The organism is Oscillatoria salina IIICB1, assembly GCF_020144665.1.
GTDB lineage: Bacteria > Cyanobacteriota > Cyanobacteriia > Cyanobacteriales > SIO1D9 > IIICB1.
Genome location: NZ_JAAHBQ010000008.1, coordinates 1 through 16593, shown reverse-complemented (window position 1 = coordinate 16593; position 16593 = coordinate 1). Strand labels below are relative to the sequence as shown.

At 42.1% G+C, this 16593-nt stretch carries 14 protein-coding genes; 11 read left to right on the top strand and 3 right to left on the bottom strand.

Going from position 1 to position 16593, the window contains the following annotated elements; all coding sequences use genetic code 11:
• Position 1 precedes the first annotated feature (1 nt).
• The 5 genes from G3T18_RS02740 (at position 2) to G3T18_RS02720 (ending at position 4900) form a co-directional block, all read left to right on the top strand.
• On the top strand, positions 2-412 hold the full coding sequence (locus G3T18_RS02740) for a DUF309 domain-containing protein (protein ID WP_224408992.1): 411 nt from the start codon (positions 2-4) through the stop codon (positions 410-412).
• A gap of 371 nt (positions 413-783) precedes the next feature.
• Positions 784-1254: an LptA/OstA family protein gene (locus G3T18_RS02735; RefSeq protein WP_224408991.1), complete on the top strand. Its 471-nt coding sequence runs from the start codon at positions 784-786 to the stop codon at positions 1252-1254.
• A 137-nt stretch (positions 1255-1391) separates the two neighbouring features.
• A complete protein-coding gene (lptB, locus tag G3T18_RS02730) occupies positions 1392-2120 on the top strand; it encodes an LPS export ABC transporter ATP-binding protein (RefSeq protein WP_224408990.1) in 729 nt (242 codons plus the stop codon).
• 165 nt (positions 2121-2285) lie between these two features.
• Positions 2286-3452 (top strand): LptF/LptG family permease, encoded by a 1167-nt coding sequence (locus G3T18_RS02725; protein ID WP_224408989.1) that lies wholly within the window; start codon positions 2286-2288, stop codon positions 3450-3452.
• A gap of 248 nt (positions 3453-3700) precedes the next feature.
• A complete protein-coding gene (locus G3T18_RS02720) occupies positions 3701-4900 on the top strand; it encodes a hypothetical protein (RefSeq protein ID WP_224408988.1) in 1200 nt (399 codons plus the stop codon).
• Between the two features lie 175 nt (positions 4901-5075).
• Here G3T18_RS02720 and G3T18_RS02715 read toward each other — a convergent pair whose 3' ends face one another.
• Positions 5076-6503: an NADP-dependent isocitrate dehydrogenase gene (locus G3T18_RS02715; protein WP_224408987.1), complete on the bottom strand. Its 1428-nt coding sequence runs from the start codon at positions 6501-6503 to the stop codon at positions 5076-5078.
• A gap of 427 nt (positions 6504-6930) precedes the next feature.
• Between G3T18_RS02715 and G3T18_RS02710 the strand changes: the two genes are divergently transcribed.
• From G3T18_RS02710 to G3T18_RS02700, 3 genes are all read left to right on the top strand, one after another.
• Positions 6931-7656, top strand: a complete 726-nt coding sequence (locus G3T18_RS02710; protein WP_224408986.1) for a GUN4 domain-containing protein — start codon at positions 6931-6933, stop codon at positions 7654-7656.
• A 131-nt stretch (positions 7657-7787) separates the two neighbouring features.
• Positions 7788-9338, top strand: coding sequence for a GAF domain-containing sensor histidine kinase (locus G3T18_RS02705; protein WP_224408985.1), 1551 nt, complete (start codon positions 7788-7790; stop codon positions 9336-9338).
• Positions 9339-9438: 100 nt separating this feature from the next.
• Positions 9439-10818 carry an IctB family putative bicarbonate transporter gene (locus G3T18_RS02700; RefSeq protein WP_224408984.1) on the top strand — a complete coding sequence of 460 codons (1380 nt, stop codon included), beginning with the start codon at positions 9439-9441 and terminating at the stop codon, positions 10816-10818.
• 3 nt (positions 10819-10821) lie between these two features.
• Here the strand turns inward: G3T18_RS02700 and smpB are convergent, their stop codons facing one another.
• Positions 10822-11289, bottom strand: a complete 468-nt coding sequence (gene smpB, locus G3T18_RS02695; protein WP_224408983.1) for an SsrA-binding protein SmpB — start codon at positions 11287-11289, stop codon at positions 10822-10824.
• Between the two features lie 110 nt (positions 11290-11399).
• Between smpB and G3T18_RS02690 the strand changes: the two genes are divergently transcribed.
• From G3T18_RS02690 to G3T18_RS02680, 3 genes are all read left to right on the top strand, one after another.
• Positions 11400-12674, top strand: a complete 1275-nt coding sequence (locus G3T18_RS02690) for a M16 family metallopeptidase (RefSeq protein WP_224408982.1) — start codon at positions 11400-11402, stop codon at positions 12672-12674.
• A gap of 282 nt (positions 12675-12956) precedes the next feature.
• Positions 12957-14255 carry a M16 family metallopeptidase gene (locus G3T18_RS02685; protein WP_224408981.1) on the top strand — a complete coding sequence of 433 codons (1299 nt, stop codon included), beginning with the start codon at positions 12957-12959 and terminating at the stop codon, positions 14253-14255.
• Between the two features lie 87 nt (positions 14256-14342).
• Positions 14343-15038 (top strand): peptidoglycan-binding domain-containing protein, encoded by a 696-nt coding sequence (locus G3T18_RS02680; protein WP_224408980.1) that lies wholly within the window; start codon positions 14343-14345, stop codon positions 15036-15038.
• Between the two features lie 9 nt (positions 15039-15047).
• Here the strand turns inward: G3T18_RS02680 and G3T18_RS02675 are convergent, their stop codons facing one another.
• Positions 15048-15953, bottom strand: coding sequence for a cation diffusion facilitator family transporter (locus G3T18_RS02675; protein ID WP_224408979.1), 906 nt, complete (start codon positions 15951-15953; stop codon positions 15048-15050).
• Positions 15954-16593: the final 640 nt, after the last annotated feature.

Sequence of the window (16593 nt, the reverse complement as noted above, 5' to 3'; positions counted from 1 at the left end):
TATGCCCTTATCCGAATTTTGGCAAGGTGTTGAGGAGTTTAATCGACAGGAATTTTATGCCTGTCACGACACTTTAGAGGCTCTCTGGATGGAGTCTCTAGAGCCACAAAAAAAGTTTTATCAAGGAGTTCTGCAAATTGCAGTCGGCTGTTACCACCTCGGTAATCATAACTGGCGTGGTGCAGTAATTTCTTTGGGAGAAGGAATTAGACGCATTCGAGACTTTCAACCTGTCTGCGAAGGAATTGACGTTACTGAGTTGGTGGATGAGAGTAGCCAACTGTTGATTGCACTCCAACAAACGCCCCCAGAACAAGTTAGCGAGTTCGTCGAACAGCTAGAAAAAACAGGTGAAGTTACTGTCGCTGGTGAGGTTTGTCGTTTACCAAAGATCCTCCCCGCCGAGGATTAGGGACTGGAAGGGACTGGGGACTGGGGATTGGGGACTGGTGACTGGGGACTGGGGACTGGGGACTGGGTGAGTAAACTGCTAACTGTTCACTATTCACTGATAACTACTAACTGTTCACTATTCACTGATAACTGGTCACTGATAACTGGTCATTGATAACTGGAAACAATCTTACTCCGACGCGAATCAGTAGTAATAATTAATTCCCAATCCCCAATCCCTAATCCCCAATCCCTAATCCCTAATCCCTAATCCCCAATCCCTAATCCCCAATCCCTAATCCCCAATCCCTAATCCCAATTAGCTAGACTATCGTAGATACTATAAAGTGGAAGACTTTAACTAACTTATAGTTAGAGGAAAAAGTAAAAATGCTCTCCTTTGAATTCCCTGCTCATTTAAAACGTCGATTAGGAATGGCTGTAGTAGTTCCAGCAATGATTGCTGGCGCGATCGCTACTTTTCCCCAACTAAAGGTAGCCCAAGCCCAAACTGCCGCCGATGGACGCGCCCTTTCGGTTCGTTCGGACATCCAAGAAGCTAACTCGGAAACAGGTGTAATTACCGCACGCGGTAACGTCCAAGTTAATTATCCTGCTCGACAAATTCAAGCTACTGCCGCCCAAGCTCAATATTTCAGTCGCGAACGGATGTTGGTACTTACAGGTAACGTTTATGTCTTGCAAGCAGGTAACAGTATGCGGGCAGAGACAATTACCTATTTAGTCGATGAAGGACGCTTTGTGGCTACCCCGAAAGACAATCGACAAGTAGAATCTATCTACATCGTTACCGATCCCGAAGTTTCTACTTCACCGACAGTCACTTCTAGCCCGCGTTAATCTGCTAATTTAAGATTTGGGATTGGAGATTTTCAGTCAAAATCTTCAATCGTGAGCAAATTTGGATAGTAAAAAGTTGGTTTTGTCAAGAGTAAAACCAGCAATTAACAAGCTGAAAGCTTCTTGGTGCGGCGGAAGTGAAAATAATCCTGAAAAACATTCACAAATCTTATGGTAAGCGGGTTGTTGTCAATCGAGTTAACCTCATGGTTGACCAAGGAGAAATTGTCGGCTTACTTGGTCCCAACGGAGCCGGAAAAACAACAACCTTTTACATCGCTACGGGTTTAATTAAGCCTAACGAAGGCTCAGTTTGGCTCGATCGCCGAGAGATCACCAAATTACCAATCGACCAAAGGGCGCATCTGGGAATTGGCTATCTAACCCAGCAAGCCAGTATTTTTCGTAATCTCAGCGTAGCCGACAATATCCGCCTTGTTTTAGAACAAACAAACGTACCCTTACGAGAAAGAAAAAAACGTCTGGCTCGTTTGTTAGAAGAATTTCGTTTAGAGAAAGTTGCTTCTACGCAAGGAAGTTTCGTTTCTGGTGGGGAAAGGCGGAGGACAGAATTAGCCAGGGCGTTAGCCGCCGGGAGATCCGGACCAAAATTTTTACTTTTAGACGAACCCTTCGCCGGAGTCGATCCGATCGCCGTTTCCGAGATCCAGAAAATTATCGCCGATTTAAGCGATCGCCACATGGGTATTTTAATCACCGATCACAACGTCCGCGAAACTCTCGAAATTGTCGATCGCGCTTATATCATGCGCGACGGACAAATCCTCGCCTCCGGTACTCCAGAAGAACTTTACAACAACCATTTAGTACGGCAATATTATCTCGGAGAAGATTTTCAAATTTAATCATTGGGCAATTTTTTTCGCTAAAATCAAGAGAATTCTTGCCCAATGACTAATATAATCCTGGTTTTGCTTATTTGTAGCCAAAAATCAACTATTTCAGCTTAAATTAATTCGGGCAGTAATTTCAGTCATTAATAACCAACAAATTATTACTAGCAAAAATTTATGACCTTAAGCAACTATAACTATTTTGGTAGCTCTTTTCCCGGCTTTTCGGTTATGGATCGCTACATAAGTCGTGAATTAATTATGCCCTTTTTATTTGGCATGGGTTTATTTACTTCCTTAGGAATAGCGATCGGCACTTTATTTGATTTAGTCCGTAAAGTAACCGAATCAGGATTAGTTTTACATATAGCAGTAAAAGTGCTGTTGCTGAAAATGCCAGAATTTATTGTTTTAGCCTTTCCAATGGCAGTATTACTAGCAAGTTTAATGGCATACAGTCGTCTTTCTAGTGACAGCGAATTGATTGCTTTGCGTAGCGTTGGCGTTAATGTTTATCGCTTAGTAATTCCCGCAATTATTTTTAGTCTCTTAATTACAGTTTTAACGTTTTTATTTAATAATTTTGTTGCTCCTGCGGCTAATTATCAAGCAACAATCACCCTAGAAAGAGCTTTAAATGAAGAAGAACCTGCTTTTAAAGAAGAGAATATTTTTTATCCCGAATATCGGAAAGTAGAAGCAGAAAACGGTGAAAAACGACGAGTTTTGAGTCGTTTATTTTACGCTGAACAATTCAACGGTAAAGAAATGCAAGGTTTAACTATTCTCGACCGTTCTCAAGAAGAAGTAAACCAAATTATTACTGCACAATCAGCTATTTGTGATTTTGGCGATAATACTTGTGATTTCTTTAATGGCACGATTTATTTAATCGCTCCCGATGGTTCTTATCGTAATATCGTGCGTTTTGAACGCCAGAAACTACAACTACCAAAAACACCATTAAATTTAGCAAATAAGGGTCGAGATTATAATGAAATGAATTTGGTTCAATCTTATGAATATTTAAATATCCTGCGCTTGAGTGGCGACGAGAAAAAAATTCGGAAATTAAAAGTAAGAATTCAAGAGAAAATTGCTTTACCTTTTGTTTGTTTGGTAATGGGTGTCCTAGGTGCAGCGATGGGTTGTAGACCGCAAAATAAAGGCAAAGCAACCAGTTTTGGTATTTGTGTTGTAGTTATATTTAGTTATTATTTGCTAGCATTTTTAACAAGTTCGATGGGAATTTTAGGTGTTTTTTCGCCATTTATGGCAGCTTGGTTGCCGAACTTTTTTGGTTTAACAGCAGGAGGATTATTATTAGTTAAAGCAGCGAATTAAATCAGTAATTAGTTTAGCCTCTCATGCTCAATTTTTCTAATTTCACCTTCTTTCATCTGACTGATAACAAATAACTGCTAACTGAAACCCCGATCGCCAATACCTTCCCATCTCAACCAAATGCGGAAAGTAAAGTAAAGATTTCCACTGTTTTGGCAATTTAGTACACAACCTGAGTGCAAACTAAGATAAATTTAAAGAAGAAATAAACTTCTATATACTCCTAAAAATATATTCTCCGTAAAATAATGTCATCAGCTAAAAGCAAAGTACCAACCAAACTTCGTTATTTTAAAGCCCAATTCCAACCCTTAGTGCAACCTGCATTCTGGGTATCGGCAGGTTTCCTATCGTTGCTGCTAGTGGTAGTGTGGGAATATTGGCACAATCCAAGCTGGCAGAAGGCACTACTGGAATTATCGCCAGGAACAGAAAATAACGAAACTGTAGCCACAACCGAACCTGAAACCGCATTCACAGAGCAATTGAAATATAGCGATCCAGACATTCTCGCTGCCGAGTCAGGATATACTAGCGAAGAACTAGCAGCGATCGCGGATATTGATAATGTGGATTTACTTCTGAAAGGATTAGAATCACAAACTCCTGTAGAAACACTTCCTCAACCTAGTAACCAGAAGAAAAAGTCCGATAAATCTTCAACTCCCGAACGAGAAACATTATACGACCAATTAGTGCGAGAACAAGAAGCTAACGCCAACAAAGTTCAACTGATTCCTCAACCACCGAAACAAAAGTCAATTTCTAAACCAACTAATCCTTTTCTGGAAGAGTCACAAGCTTGGTTGAATACTAATGGTTATAATGAATCAGGCTTATATCTCAACCCTAATAATTCTCAAGGAAACTCTTTACTAAGTTCAAATACCGAATCAACTACAGTGAATAACAAGACAACTCAACAGCAGTCAACTGAACTAAATTCTTTGCAACAAGCCCTTAACGCCTTGACAGCAGTCGATTCTGAGTCCCAGACAGGGGAAAATCAAATCAGAGAAGAAGATAGTGAAAGGGAATCTCTCGCCCAAAATTCACCAGGAAATAACTTACAAATCGATGCCAGAAATGGCTATCAATCCGGAGTAACTCCCTTTAATCGTGTCAATAATTATAGTTCTTACGGTCAAGGAAATTATCCAACTCAAGTCAATTCTTTCACTTATTTTACCCAACCTCAAGCACCAAATCTTGCACCTTCTCCAGTACAAGTAGCACCGGGAAGTGCGAATACTTACGGTCAATTTTCTAACCAAAGAACCACAGGAACTAATCCTTACAATGCGAGTTTGAATGGTTCAACTGTACAACCTAGTCAAGTTCAACCGAGTCAATTAAATCCCAATCCTAACTCTAATTCTAATCGTCGCCGTCGGATTCCCGGTCGTTATATCGGTGGTGGTGAGATTAATACTTTTTCTAATCCTTAATTTGGGGATTGGGGTTTTCAGCGATCAGTTATCAGTTACCAGTGAACAGTTGGGATTGGGAAGACAATGAGGAGGGGAAAGACAAGGGAGACAAGGGAGACAAAAGGAATAAACTGATAACTGATAACTGGTAACTGATAACTGGTAACTGGTAACTGATAACTGAACCCAATCCCTAATCTTGGAAATGTTTGATAATTGCTTGGGCGAATTCAGAACATTTCAAAGGTGGTTTGACAGGTGGATTCATCATTCGGGCTAAATCGTAAGTAACCTCACGATTAGCGATCGCACCTCCAATTCCATTTCTAATCAATTCAGCAGCTTCTTGCCAACCGAGATAATCAAGCATCATTGCACCGGATAAAATCAAAGAACCAGGATTAATCCGGTCTAAACCAGCGTGTTTCGGGGCTGTACCGTGGGTGGCTTCAAAAATAGCACAATTATCGCCGATATTGGCTCCCGGACCCATACCCAAACCACCAACGATCGCGGCGGCAGCATCCGAGAGATAATCACCGTTAAGGTTCATTGTCGCGAGAATCGAGTATTCATCAGGGCGAGTTTGAATTTGTTGGAAAATACTATCAGCGATGCGATCGTTGACCATTATTTTATCTTTCCATTTTCCATTTCCGTGACTCTCCCAAATTGCATCGAGAACTGCTTTAACTTCGGCGCAAACTTCTTCCTGTTTAGCAGGAGTGAGAGAATCGTAACCTGGTTCAACTTTACGCGCATTTGCTTCAATACTAATTTCTGGATTACTTTCCTTATTACTCAAAATCCAAGATTCTCGTTCCGTCACCGATTCCGCCCGAAACTCAGTTGTGGTTAGTTCGTAGCCCCAATCGCGAAAAGCGCCTTCAGTGTACTTCATGATATTACCCTTATGCACCAAAGTAACCATTTGCTTGTTTTTTGGCAGCGTGAGGGCGTGTTTCATCGCGCGGCGTACCAAACGTTGGGAACCATTTTTGCTAATTGGTTTGATGCCAATTCCCGAATCGAGAGGAATCTGTTTTTTACCGTGTTCCGGTGTCGCGGGAATTAATTCACCATTGAGTATTTTAATTAATCGAGCGGCGATTTCGGTTCCCTGTTTCCATTCAATACCCAAATAAATATCTTCAGTATTTTCCCGATAGACGATCGCATCCAGCTTTTCTGGATATTTATGAGGAGAAGGAGTACCACTATAGTAGCGGCAGGGACGAACACAAGCGTAAAGGTCATTAATTTGTCGTAAAGCGACATTCAGCGAACGAATACCACCACCCACCGGAGTAGTCAAAGGACCTTTAATCGCGACACCGTATTCTTGAATGGCTTTGAGAGTATCTTCGGGTAAATATTGGTAAGTCCCGTAAAGATCACAAGCTTCATCACCAGCGTAGATTTTAAACCAATTAATTTTCCTTTTTCCAGCGTAAGCAGTAGCTACCGCAGCATCAAGGACATTTTGCGTCGCAGGCCAAATATCAACTCCCGTACCGTCGCCACGAATAAAGGGAATAATGGGATCGTCGGGAACTATAGGTTCCCCATCTTTGAAGCTAATTTTCGCACCAACCGTAGGAGGAGTAATTTTTTCGTACATCAGTTTATTCGCTAAGTAATTTATTATTGGTAGACTACCAGATATTTTTTATTCAGGAATCACCAACACTCAACAAGCGTAAAGACTTCGTGACAATCAATTCCCGATCTTAGAGATTTAGCAGTGAATTGCCTGAAGATGCTTAAATACTGTAACGATAATTTCCTTGCCACTTCAACTAGGGAACGCGATCGCTGTAAAATCGATCTTGGTCAAAGTAACAAGTTCTACTTCCAGAGCTAGCCAAAGCGATCGCACGATCGTCTTCCACAGCTATCTGCCGTGAATTAAGGTATTTGCTTGTATTTGCACGGGTAGTAAGAATTTATGTTACTATTACTCGCGCTTTCCTCGTTGTTTGGTGGAAGCCTTGACCTCTAAAGTTGTAGTGTCAGATTTAATCGTTCCGACGGTCAACTAATTATTTATGACTGACCAAAACACCGCCTCAGTAAAAGATACCAAGACCGATTTAGAAGAGTTACGAGAACTTTTTCAGTCTGAGTCTGAAAAAAATCAACTCCAGCTTGTTTCTAAGTTCGTCGCTTTCGGCGATCCAGGTTTAGCAATATTAAGGGAATTTTTGCAACAGCATCAGTCTTCTCCCCCTAATTTAGTTGTGGGGAAAGCATACCAGCTTCTGTATCAAGCAAATAGCCCTACAACTGAAGAATTTCTCCAAACTAAATTTCCTCAAGGTGTAGTACCGCTTGTATCAGAACGGAATATTGATTATCTCCCGATCCAAAAATCGCTAGCGAAAGGTGATTATCAAAAAGCCGATCGCTTGACTTTAGCCAAATTATGTGAATTAGCCGGAGAAGCAGCGATCGCGCGTAAGTGGCTTTATTTTACTGAAGTCGAAAGCTTTCCCGTTAGCGATCTACAAACAATCGATCGGCTTTGGTTTATTTATTCTGAAGGGAAATTTGGCTTTTCCGTCCAACGAGACTTGTGGCTAGCTGTTGGAAAAGACTTTGCTAAACTTTGGCCCAAAATTGGTTGGAAATCTGGTAACAAATGGACTACCTATCCTCGCGAGTTTACCTGGGATTTATCTGCACCAAAAGGTCATCTACCGTTATCTAACCAACTCAGAGGGGTTAGGGTTTTTGCTTCTTTACTTACTCATCCTGCTTGGAGTTTAGATTAGTAAACGACTAACTGATAACCCCCTCTCCCTTCCCCCATCCCCAATATTTCTGAAGATGTTGATTGTGGCTACGGAAACGGGAAAGTTAAGTATAAGCAAATTAATCCCGAAACACTATAAGAGCGCAAGAGATGCAAGTAGCAGATGTAAGGGTAGGGGTAAGCATGGTTAACCACAATCACAAACTTTTTTGTCGTCTAGATGGTTTAGCACCAGTTGCGCGAGAAAAGCAAAGATTAGCAGTTCTGAAAAATTTAGGTTTGTTAGAAACTGAGACACCTCCAGTGTTTGAGGAAGCGATTCAAACTGCGGCTAACTATCTCGAAGCGCAAATTTGTTTTTTGGGCTTGATGGTTGAAGATGTGGTGTGGCTTAAATCAACGGTAGGTTTATCCAGCATTGGCTTAATGAATCAGTTAGCGACGTCTCGTCAGTTACCTCGCAACGAATCATTTTGTAGTTATGTCGTGGACTCTCAAAACTATTTAGCGATCGCTGATGCTACAACTAATCCAGTTTTTGCTCAAACTATCCTAGCTCAACACTACGGAATACGTGCTTATTTGGGCGTTCCCCTGCTGACAGCAGAAGGAGTTTGTCTGGGTACGCTAGCAGTAATGGACGCAATGCCTCGCCAGTTTACGCCTCGTGATGTAGAATTTTTGACAATTACTGCTCGTTGGTGTTTGAGCGAACACGAACGCAATCGCTTGGTGAAACTAACTTCTGTTTCCTCCTCGACGCTTAAAGGAACTGAATGCTCGTCATTTTTCCCTTATGGATTAGGGGATGCTCTTTACCAACAGAGGATTACTCATTCACAAGCAAATCAAGTTGAATGGGAGTCTCATTCTCAGGCTACCTGCAACTCAACCAACCATATTAAAGCTAAATTGCTAATGCAACTAGCACAGGAACTCAAGACTCCTTTGACTTCTGTCATGGGTATGACAAGTGTTTTAACGCGGGAAGTTTACGGTCCGTTAACTCACAAACAGAAGGAATATTTGGAGGTCATTCACAATAGCGGCGAACGACTGTTGTCACTAGTCGAAGAAATTGTCAATCTCGGCATTGCTAACGAACATTCTCAACAATTAGAATTGAATTCTGTAGATATTGAAATGCTTTGCCAGCAAGCAGTTAATAACTTGGAACGAGTAGCAAAGCATCGCCAGCAGGAGATTCGTTTATCAGTCGAACCGGGAAATAGAATTTGGTTGCTAGATAAAGATAAGGTGCGACAAGCACTATACTATCTAATTGCTAGCACGATCGCTTCGGCAGAGGCAGGTAGTGAGGTGCGGATTCACGTTTCTCGTAAAAATAAAAACTTGAATATTGCTGTTTGGGTTTCTCACCCTTGGTTAGGAGAAGGTTTGCCGGAACAAGAATTTTATTCTACTGTTCTGGAAGCACAAGGATTAAACGATTTGGGTTCTGTTGGGGTGAAAATGGGTAATTGTTCGACTCTATCGAGTGCTTCTCTGTATGCTGCTTTGATCGAGGCTGAAAAAGTTCAGGATAAGTCTACTACAGATAAATCGCGGGAAATTTTAGGGTTATTACTTTGTTGTCATCTTACGGAAATGCACGGAGGTACGGTTTTTGTTCGCGGTTCTCGCGAAAATGGCTATCGCTACATGATTAATTTGCCCCAAATGAAGCCAACAGAAGCATAATGAGAGAATTAGAGTTGGAAATTACGTCTTTAAAGAAGAAGAATCTAAACTTGAAAGTTGTAGATTGTTAGTGGAAAAAATTTCTTCAAATCACAAACCCATGAATGCTGCTTGGCAAACATTTACGCTTTCAAATTTGCGCTTCGATCGCTGGTGCGGTTCCAGCTATTTATATAAATTAGTGGGTTGGTTGCGGCTCTGGCGCGAAGGTAGCTGGCTGCTACAATGGGCAGAACCGATCGGGGCTTTGCTGATTAGTTTGGTTATTGGGCTAAGTCCTTTTGTCTCAACAAGTTTGATCGGGGTTTTGTTAATTGCTTGTGCTGGTTACTGGATGCTGCTGACGGTTTCGGATGATACGCCGACTGCGGTGACTCCAATTCATGTGTTGGTGTTATTGTATTGGGCGATCGCGACGGTGGCGACGGCTTTTTCTCCGGTGAAGTCGGCGGCTTTTTCTGGTTGGGAAAAGTTAACTCTTTATTTGCTTCTGTTTGCTCTTGGTTCGGCGATCTTGCGTCACCAGAGGCTACGCTCTTGGATCGTTGGCGTTTATCTCCATGTGGCTTTGCTGGTGAGTCTTTATGGCATTCGTCAAGAGCGTTTTGGTGTGGAACAGTTGGCGACTTGGAATGACCCTACTTCTGAGCTAGCAGGAAGTACGAGGGTTTATAGTTATCTGGGTAATCCTAATTTGCTGGCGGGTTATCTGATGAGCGCGATCGCGCTTAGTCTGGCTGCTGTTTTTGTCTGGCGCAGGCTTTTACCACGAATTTTAGCTGTGACAATGGTATTGGTTAATTCGGCTTGCTTGTATTACACTGACAGTCGCGGCGGTTGGATGGGAATGTTGGCGCTATTGTTGACTTTTGGAGTGCTACTACGTTTTTGGTGGGATGCTTATCTTTCTCCTTTTTGGCGTAAATGGTTGCTACCTCTAGTTTTTGGCACGATGGCAGGTGTTTTGCTGTTGGGGATCGCGCTTGTCGAACCTTTACGCTTGCGGGTAATGACTATTTTTGCCGGGCGTGAGGATAGTAGTAATAATTTTCGCCTCAATGTTTGGGAAGCTGTGTTTGAGATGATCGGCGATCGCCCGATTATTGGCATCGGTCCAGGGAATGATGCTTTCAATAAAATCTATCCTCTGTATATGCGCCCGAAATACACTGCTTTGAGTGCTTATTCGATTTTTCTGGAGATTGTCGTCGAAACAGGCTTTATTGGTTTTGCTGTTTTTCTCTGGCTGATTGTGGTGACATACAATCAAGGTGTCCGTTTGATCTTACACCTGCGTCAGACAATGAATCGGGAGGCTTTTTGGTTGGTGGGAGCTTTAGCCGCCATGTCGGGAATGCTTGCTCAAGGTTTGTTCGATACGGTTTGGTATCGCCCTCAAATTAATGTCCTCTGGTGGCTAATGGTGGCGATCGTTGCTAGTTTCTATTACCGCCGTGAAAATCTCCCGGAACGTCGTTAAAGTTTAATAACGCTTGATGACTCTTTCCATCTCTCGCTTATCTTGACGTTTCTTAATCGTTTCGCGCTTGTCATAAATCTTTTTACCTTTACCCAAGCCAATACTTACTTTCGCCCAGTTGCCTTTCATATACATTTTCAAAGGCACTAATGTTAATCCTTTCTGCTGCACTTGTCCGATCAGTTTATTGATTTCTCGGCGGTGCAGCAGTAATTTTCGGCTGCGTGTGGGATCGTGGTTGAAATAGTCGCTACTCGCTTGATAAGGCGAAATATGAACGTTTAGCAACCAAGCTTCTCCCCCCCGAAGAATCGCGTAGCCATCGCGCAAGTTCACTCTTCCCTCCCGCACTGATTTGATTTCTGTCCCTGTCAGGCAAATTCCCGCTTCGTAAGTTTCCAGAATCTCGTACAGATAGCGGGCTTGGCGATTATCGCTGACTACTTTAATTCCTGATGGTGTTTTTCCCATCTATTACTCTCCTACGACTTAAAGTTAAACTTTTCTGTATAACTGTATGCTAAATTACCAACCTAAAAAAAGGTAATATATCATAAAACTCTGAACTTGGCGAGAGAAAATTGCAACTATTATCAGAGCGAAGCAACCAGATCGCGTTTCCAGCACAAATCTTTAAACTAGGCAATGGCTTAACTATTATCCACCAGCACTTGCCAGCTACGCCTGTAGTCGTCGTTGATGTTTGGGTAAGAGCGGGAGCGATCGCGGAACCCGAAGAATGGTCGGGAATGGCTCATTTTTTGGAACACATGATTTTTAAAGGCAGTAAAAATACTGCTCCGGGAATATTCGATCGCATCATTGAAAATAGTGGTGGGATGGCAAATGCGGCTACTAGCCACGATTATGCTCACTTTTTCTTGACTACAGCCGCTCGTTATTTACCGGAAACTTTAGCTTGTTTGGCAGATATTCTCTTACACGCTAGCATCCCTGATGAGGAATTTTTCCGCGAACGAGATGTAGTTTTAGAAGAACTGCATAGTAGTTATGACGATCCCGATTGGTTGGGTTTCCAAGCGTTATGTCAGTGTTTGTATCAACGTCATCCCTACGGGCGTTCGATTTTAGGAGAAGAAGGAATATTATTGCAGCATTCACCGAATATGATGCGCTGTTTTCACGCTACTCATTACCAACCAGAAAATATGACAGTGGTGATTGTTGGTGGCGTCGAACAAGAAACAGCGTTAAATTTGGTTGAGCAAGCTTTTAGCGAGTTTACTACGCGCTCGGAATGTCCTCCAACGATCGTTGAAGCCGAACCGCCACTAACAGAAATTCGCCGGCTCGAACTGGGTTTGCCAAGATTAGAAATAGCTCGTTTGTCGCTGGGTTGGAGCGGACCGGGAGTAGATAATTTAGATAATGCTTTTGGTTTAGATTTACTTTCAGCAGTGTTAGCGAGCGGTCGTTCTTCGCGTTTGGTGAGACAATTACGGGAGGAACAACAATTAGTTTTGGATATTAGCAGTGATTTTTCTTTACAGCGTGATTCGAGTTTATTGACGATTAATGCTTGGTTACTGCCAGAATATGTCGAGGTAGTCGAAGAAATTTTGCGCGATCTCCTCTGGGAATTGCAGGAAAAATCAATTACAGAAGCGGAATTAACCCGATCGCAACGGCTTTTATGTAATGATTATGCTTTCTCGACGGAAACTCCAGGACAACTAGCTGGTTTATACGGTTACTATAATGCGATCGCTACACCAGAAACCTCGGTTACTTATCCAGACAAGATTCGTGCTGTGAAAGTAGAAGATATTCAACGATTTGCTCGTCAATATCTTTCTCCAGAACGTTATGCAGCCACAGTGTTAAAACCGATGTAATCGAGAATTAAATACGCCACAATCTTCATTTTTAAAATAAAGAGAAGATTAATTTTTTTGAGGTGCGTTCCGAACGCACCTTTTGATGTTAAAAAAAAATAATTAATTTAACTGGGGTTTGACAAAATATTTTGATTATGATAAGAAAATTTTGGCAATCTTTCTCTCTCCAGAGTTCAGATGTCAAAATTAGGAAGCAAATGATACAGTACAAAAGAGTTTGAGCGAAAATAGAACAGAAAAACTCAAGCAACTTTGCTTGACTATTTGACGAGAGAAATAATGCACCAAAAATCCCCAACAACTAGACAGCCAAAGCAAAAAATTAATCGCTGCGTGTTAAACAACGGTATCACTGTAATTTCCGCCGAAAATATGGCAGCAGATATTGTTGCTGGGCGAATTTTTTTCAAAAATGCAGGTGCAACTGGGGAAGCAAGAGAGGCGGCTGGACGCGCTCACCTGCTGTCAGCGACAATAACTAAAGGATGTGGAGAACTATCTTCGTTAGAAATTGCGGAAAAAGTTGAATCTGTGGGAGCAAGTCTGGGTGCAGATGCAGCGTCAGATTATTTTTTAGTGAGTTTAAAAACAGTTTCGGCTGATTTTGCTCAAATGTTACAGCTAACAGCACAGATGTTGCGATCGCCGACTTTCCCGACCGAAGAAGTAGAATTAGAAAAAAATCTCAGCTTACAAAACATTCGCTCCCAGCAAGAACAACCTTTTAACGTTGCTTTCAACCAACTACGACAAGCAATGTATCCCCATCATCCTTATGGTGTCTCAATCTTAGGTAGAGAAGAAACTGTTTCCGGTTTGAGTCGTGCTGATTTAGAACAACACCACCAAATTTATTTTCGTCCCGATAACATGGTGATTAGCTTGTCGGGTCGTTTGACACAAGCAGAGGCAGTTAAATTAGTAGAGCATACTTTTGGCGATTGGCAAGCTCCGAACACCTCATTACCCATACCAAAGTTAGCTGAGTTAACTTCTCAACCTTCTCTAGAAATCACACCGCAAGAAACTCAGCAGTCAATTATCATGCTGGGTTATCTGACTCCCTCAATCAAAGAGAAAGATTATTTTGCGCTGAAATTGTTGAATACTTATCTGGGGAACGGACTTTCGAGTCGGTTATTTGTGGAATTACGGGAAAAGCGAGGATTAGCTTACGATGTCTCGGCTTTTTATCCGACGAGGATGGACAAATCTAACTTTGTAGTTTATATCGGGACAGCACCAGGAAATACAGCCACATCAATTGAGGGGTTACACACAGAACTCAAACGCCTTTGTCAAACTGAGTTAACCGCAGAGGAACTACAAGCAGCAAAAAATAAACTCTTAGGACAATATGCCCTAGGTAAGCAAAGCAATTCCGAAATCGCACAAATTTTCGGTTGGTATGAAACAATTGGCTTAGGAATTGAATTTGACAGTTATTTTCAGAACGCGATCGCTAATATTACCCCAGAAATTGCTCAACAAGTAGCTTGTCGCTATTTTCACGAATCTCCCTACTTATCGATAGTTGGACCAGCAGAAGCAGTCGAAGGACATTCCCTACCCCAATGAGGCAATTTGGTTTTTCTTTCCTTCCAGCAAATGTTAAATATAATTTGATTAACTTTTTCGATCGTCCAACAAGTAACGAGGGATGAGATGAACCGCAAAGAAAAACCATTCCCACAGGTAAAAATTTGGCAGAGTTTACTTTCCCTTGGATTAGTAGCCACGCTGCCACTATTTCCCCTTCAACCTATTTTCGCCCAGCCAAATACCTCAACCCAAATTAATCGCCCAACCTTAAGAGTTGGTTCTAGGGGAACCGAAGTATCTCAAATTCAAGCAGCATTAAAGCTGTTAGGGTACTTTGAGGATACTGTAGACGGTACTTATGCTGAAAGTACCGTAATTGCTGTGTCTAAATTTCAACAAGCCGCAGGTTTAAATGTTGATGGGATCGTGGGTCAAACCACTTGGAATCGCTTATTTCCGATGACTCCACCCCAAACAACTGCAACTGCATCGCCGTCGCCGAGTGCGAGTAATAACGAAAATACTGCTCCTGCGGCGACAATTGTAACGACGAATAACGAAGATGAAAATCAAGCCACCGTCGCTACTTCCTCCTCAGCCGCAGTAACTTTACCGATTTTGCGAGAGGGAATGCGCGGACCAGCAGTTACTCAGTTGCAACAACGACTCCGTACTCTGGGCTTTCTGGAAGGGTTAGCTGATGGCGATTTTGGAACGGAAACCTTAGCGGCTGTCAAAGCAGCGCAAGAAAAATTTGGCTTAGAAATAGATGGAGTTGTCGGACCTGCGACTTGGAGGGCGCTATTAAACCAAAGGTAGTCATTTAAATTAATCCAGTTCTTCATCTTCGGGATCTTCACGATCGATGAAAAAAGTAATTTGCACTGGACCAAAACGTTCTCGAATACTAGCTTCGATTTCTTCAGCCAGAGATCCCGCAGCGTCAGCAAATTCAGAATAGAGAACCAAGTGCATTTGCACGTAAACAAAACGACCGACAATTCCTCGTGACTGAACGCGATCGCACTGACTGACTGCACCAGTAGAGTAAGCAATTTTGGCGAGGACTTCTGGGGCGATCGCGACTTGTTCGACCATTAAAGGTAATTGTCGGAGCAGAGTTTGTCGAAAACTCGACACTGCCAAGAGAATGAGAAAAAATGGTAGCAAAAGGTCAACCCAAATTAAACCCCACCAGATTCCTAAGAAACTACCCAAAACCAAGAAAGTTAAGCCAGCATCTTTGAGTAGCTGTTGACTATTCAAACGCAGACTGGGATTGCGTAAAATTCTCGCTTCGATCGAACCCAGAATCGCAAAAGCTAAGTTAGTGAAGACAATTACTCCTAACATCTGAATCAGAGGAAGAGTAACCTCGACCGAGATTTGGGGAGTTTCTTGTTGCAACGCACTAATTAGTTGGACTCCAGACATCCAGAGTAAATGCAAACAAGCAAAGCCAAAAAATACCGCCAAAAGAAACGCGATCGCCGTTTCTTTTTTCCCGTGACCGTAAATTTCGCGTCCAGAAGGACGATCGGTTGCGATCGCGGCTAGTAAGCTTAAAAGAATGCTAAAACCAGCGATTAAAGTATGTAACGATTGAGACAACAAAGTCAGCGAGAACGTCTTCCAAGCAGCAAAAATTTTGACTGACAAGACAAATATAGTCAGCCAGAGCATCGCTAACAATACCAAACGACTCGTCTGGTAGGAATTTTTTCCTTGGGACATAACCTCCGCCTTTTACCAGTGATTCGGTTATCAGTAGAATTGAAAGGCGATCGCTGAGTGGAGAATTCCAACCCACAACTCCACAACCCACCTCAAACCTCTTAACTAACGTACTACCAATAGACATTCGTTTACTAGTCTTAGATCTTGACGGGGCGATCGCTACTGGAAGAATCTATCGTTCAGCTTTGCGGTTTCATGGTACTGTTTAACCCGAATCTACCGCTTATTGCTGACCGTGGGGCTTGGATTGAAAACTCAGAAAGCTTTTCGGAAAATTTTCGCTTCTAATCTAACAAAACTCTTAGTCCCGATCGCCATTCAAGAAAATAATAATCACGATTATCTGTATTTTCTTAGCTAATGTTGCTATTAGAAAATCTCTTAGTTTTACGAGGATGACCTTCACAAGTTTTTCACAACTTCTTCTTACAATAAAAAGACTACCCAAGGGCTTTTAATCGAGCGATTCAGCTACCGAGGGTAAACTCAACTACCCATTGTCAGATAATTACAATTCTTGATATGAAAGAAAATAATCCACAAGAGGTCATCCATTTAAATCAACGGTTAGGTAAATACCGTTTAATAGAGGAACTTTACCTGGGTAAACGCACTGTAGTTTATCGGGGAGTGGTAG

Coding starts and splice junctions, on each gene's coding strand:
- G3T18_RS02740 (WP_224408992.1), top strand. CDS start 2: ATGCCCTTATCCGAATTTTGGCAAGGTGTTGAGGAGTTTAATCGACAG.
- G3T18_RS02735 (WP_224408991.1), top strand. CDS start 784: ATGCTCTCCTTTGAATTCCCTGCTCATTTAAAACGTCGATTAGGAATG.
- G3T18_RS02725 (WP_224408989.1), top strand. CDS start 2,286: ATGACCTTAAGCAACTATAACTATTTTGGTAGCTCTTTTCCCGGCTTT.
- G3T18_RS02720 (WP_224408988.1), top strand. CDS start 3,701: ATGTCATCAGCTAAAAGCAAAGTACCAACCAAACTTCGTTATTTTAAA.
- G3T18_RS02715 (WP_224408987.1), bottom strand. CDS start 6,503: ATGTACGAAAAAATTACTCCTCCTACGGTTGGTGCGAAAATTAGCTTC.
- G3T18_RS02710 (WP_224408986.1), top strand. CDS start 6,931: ATGACTGACCAAAACACCGCCTCAGTAAAAGATACCAAGACCGATTTA.
- G3T18_RS02705 (WP_224408985.1), top strand. CDS start 7,788: ATGCAAGTAGCAGATGTAAGGGTAGGGGTAAGCATGGTTAACCACAAT.
- G3T18_RS02700 (WP_224408984.1), top strand. CDS start 9,439: ATGAATGCTGCTTGGCAAACATTTACGCTTTCAAATTTGCGCTTCGAT.
- smpB (WP_224408983.1), bottom strand. CDS start 11,289: ATGGGAAAAACACCATCAGGAATTAAAGTAGTCAGCGATAATCGCCAA.
- G3T18_RS02685 (WP_224408981.1), top strand. CDS start 12,957: ATGCACCAAAAATCCCCAACAACTAGACAGCCAAAGCAAAAAATTAAT.
- G3T18_RS02680 (WP_224408980.1), top strand. CDS start 14,343: ATGAACCGCAAAGAAAAACCATTCCCACAGGTAAAAATTTGGCAGAGT.
- G3T18_RS02675 (WP_224408979.1), bottom strand. CDS start 15,953: ATGTCCCAAGGAAAAAATTCCTACCAGACGAGTCGTTTGGTATTGTTA.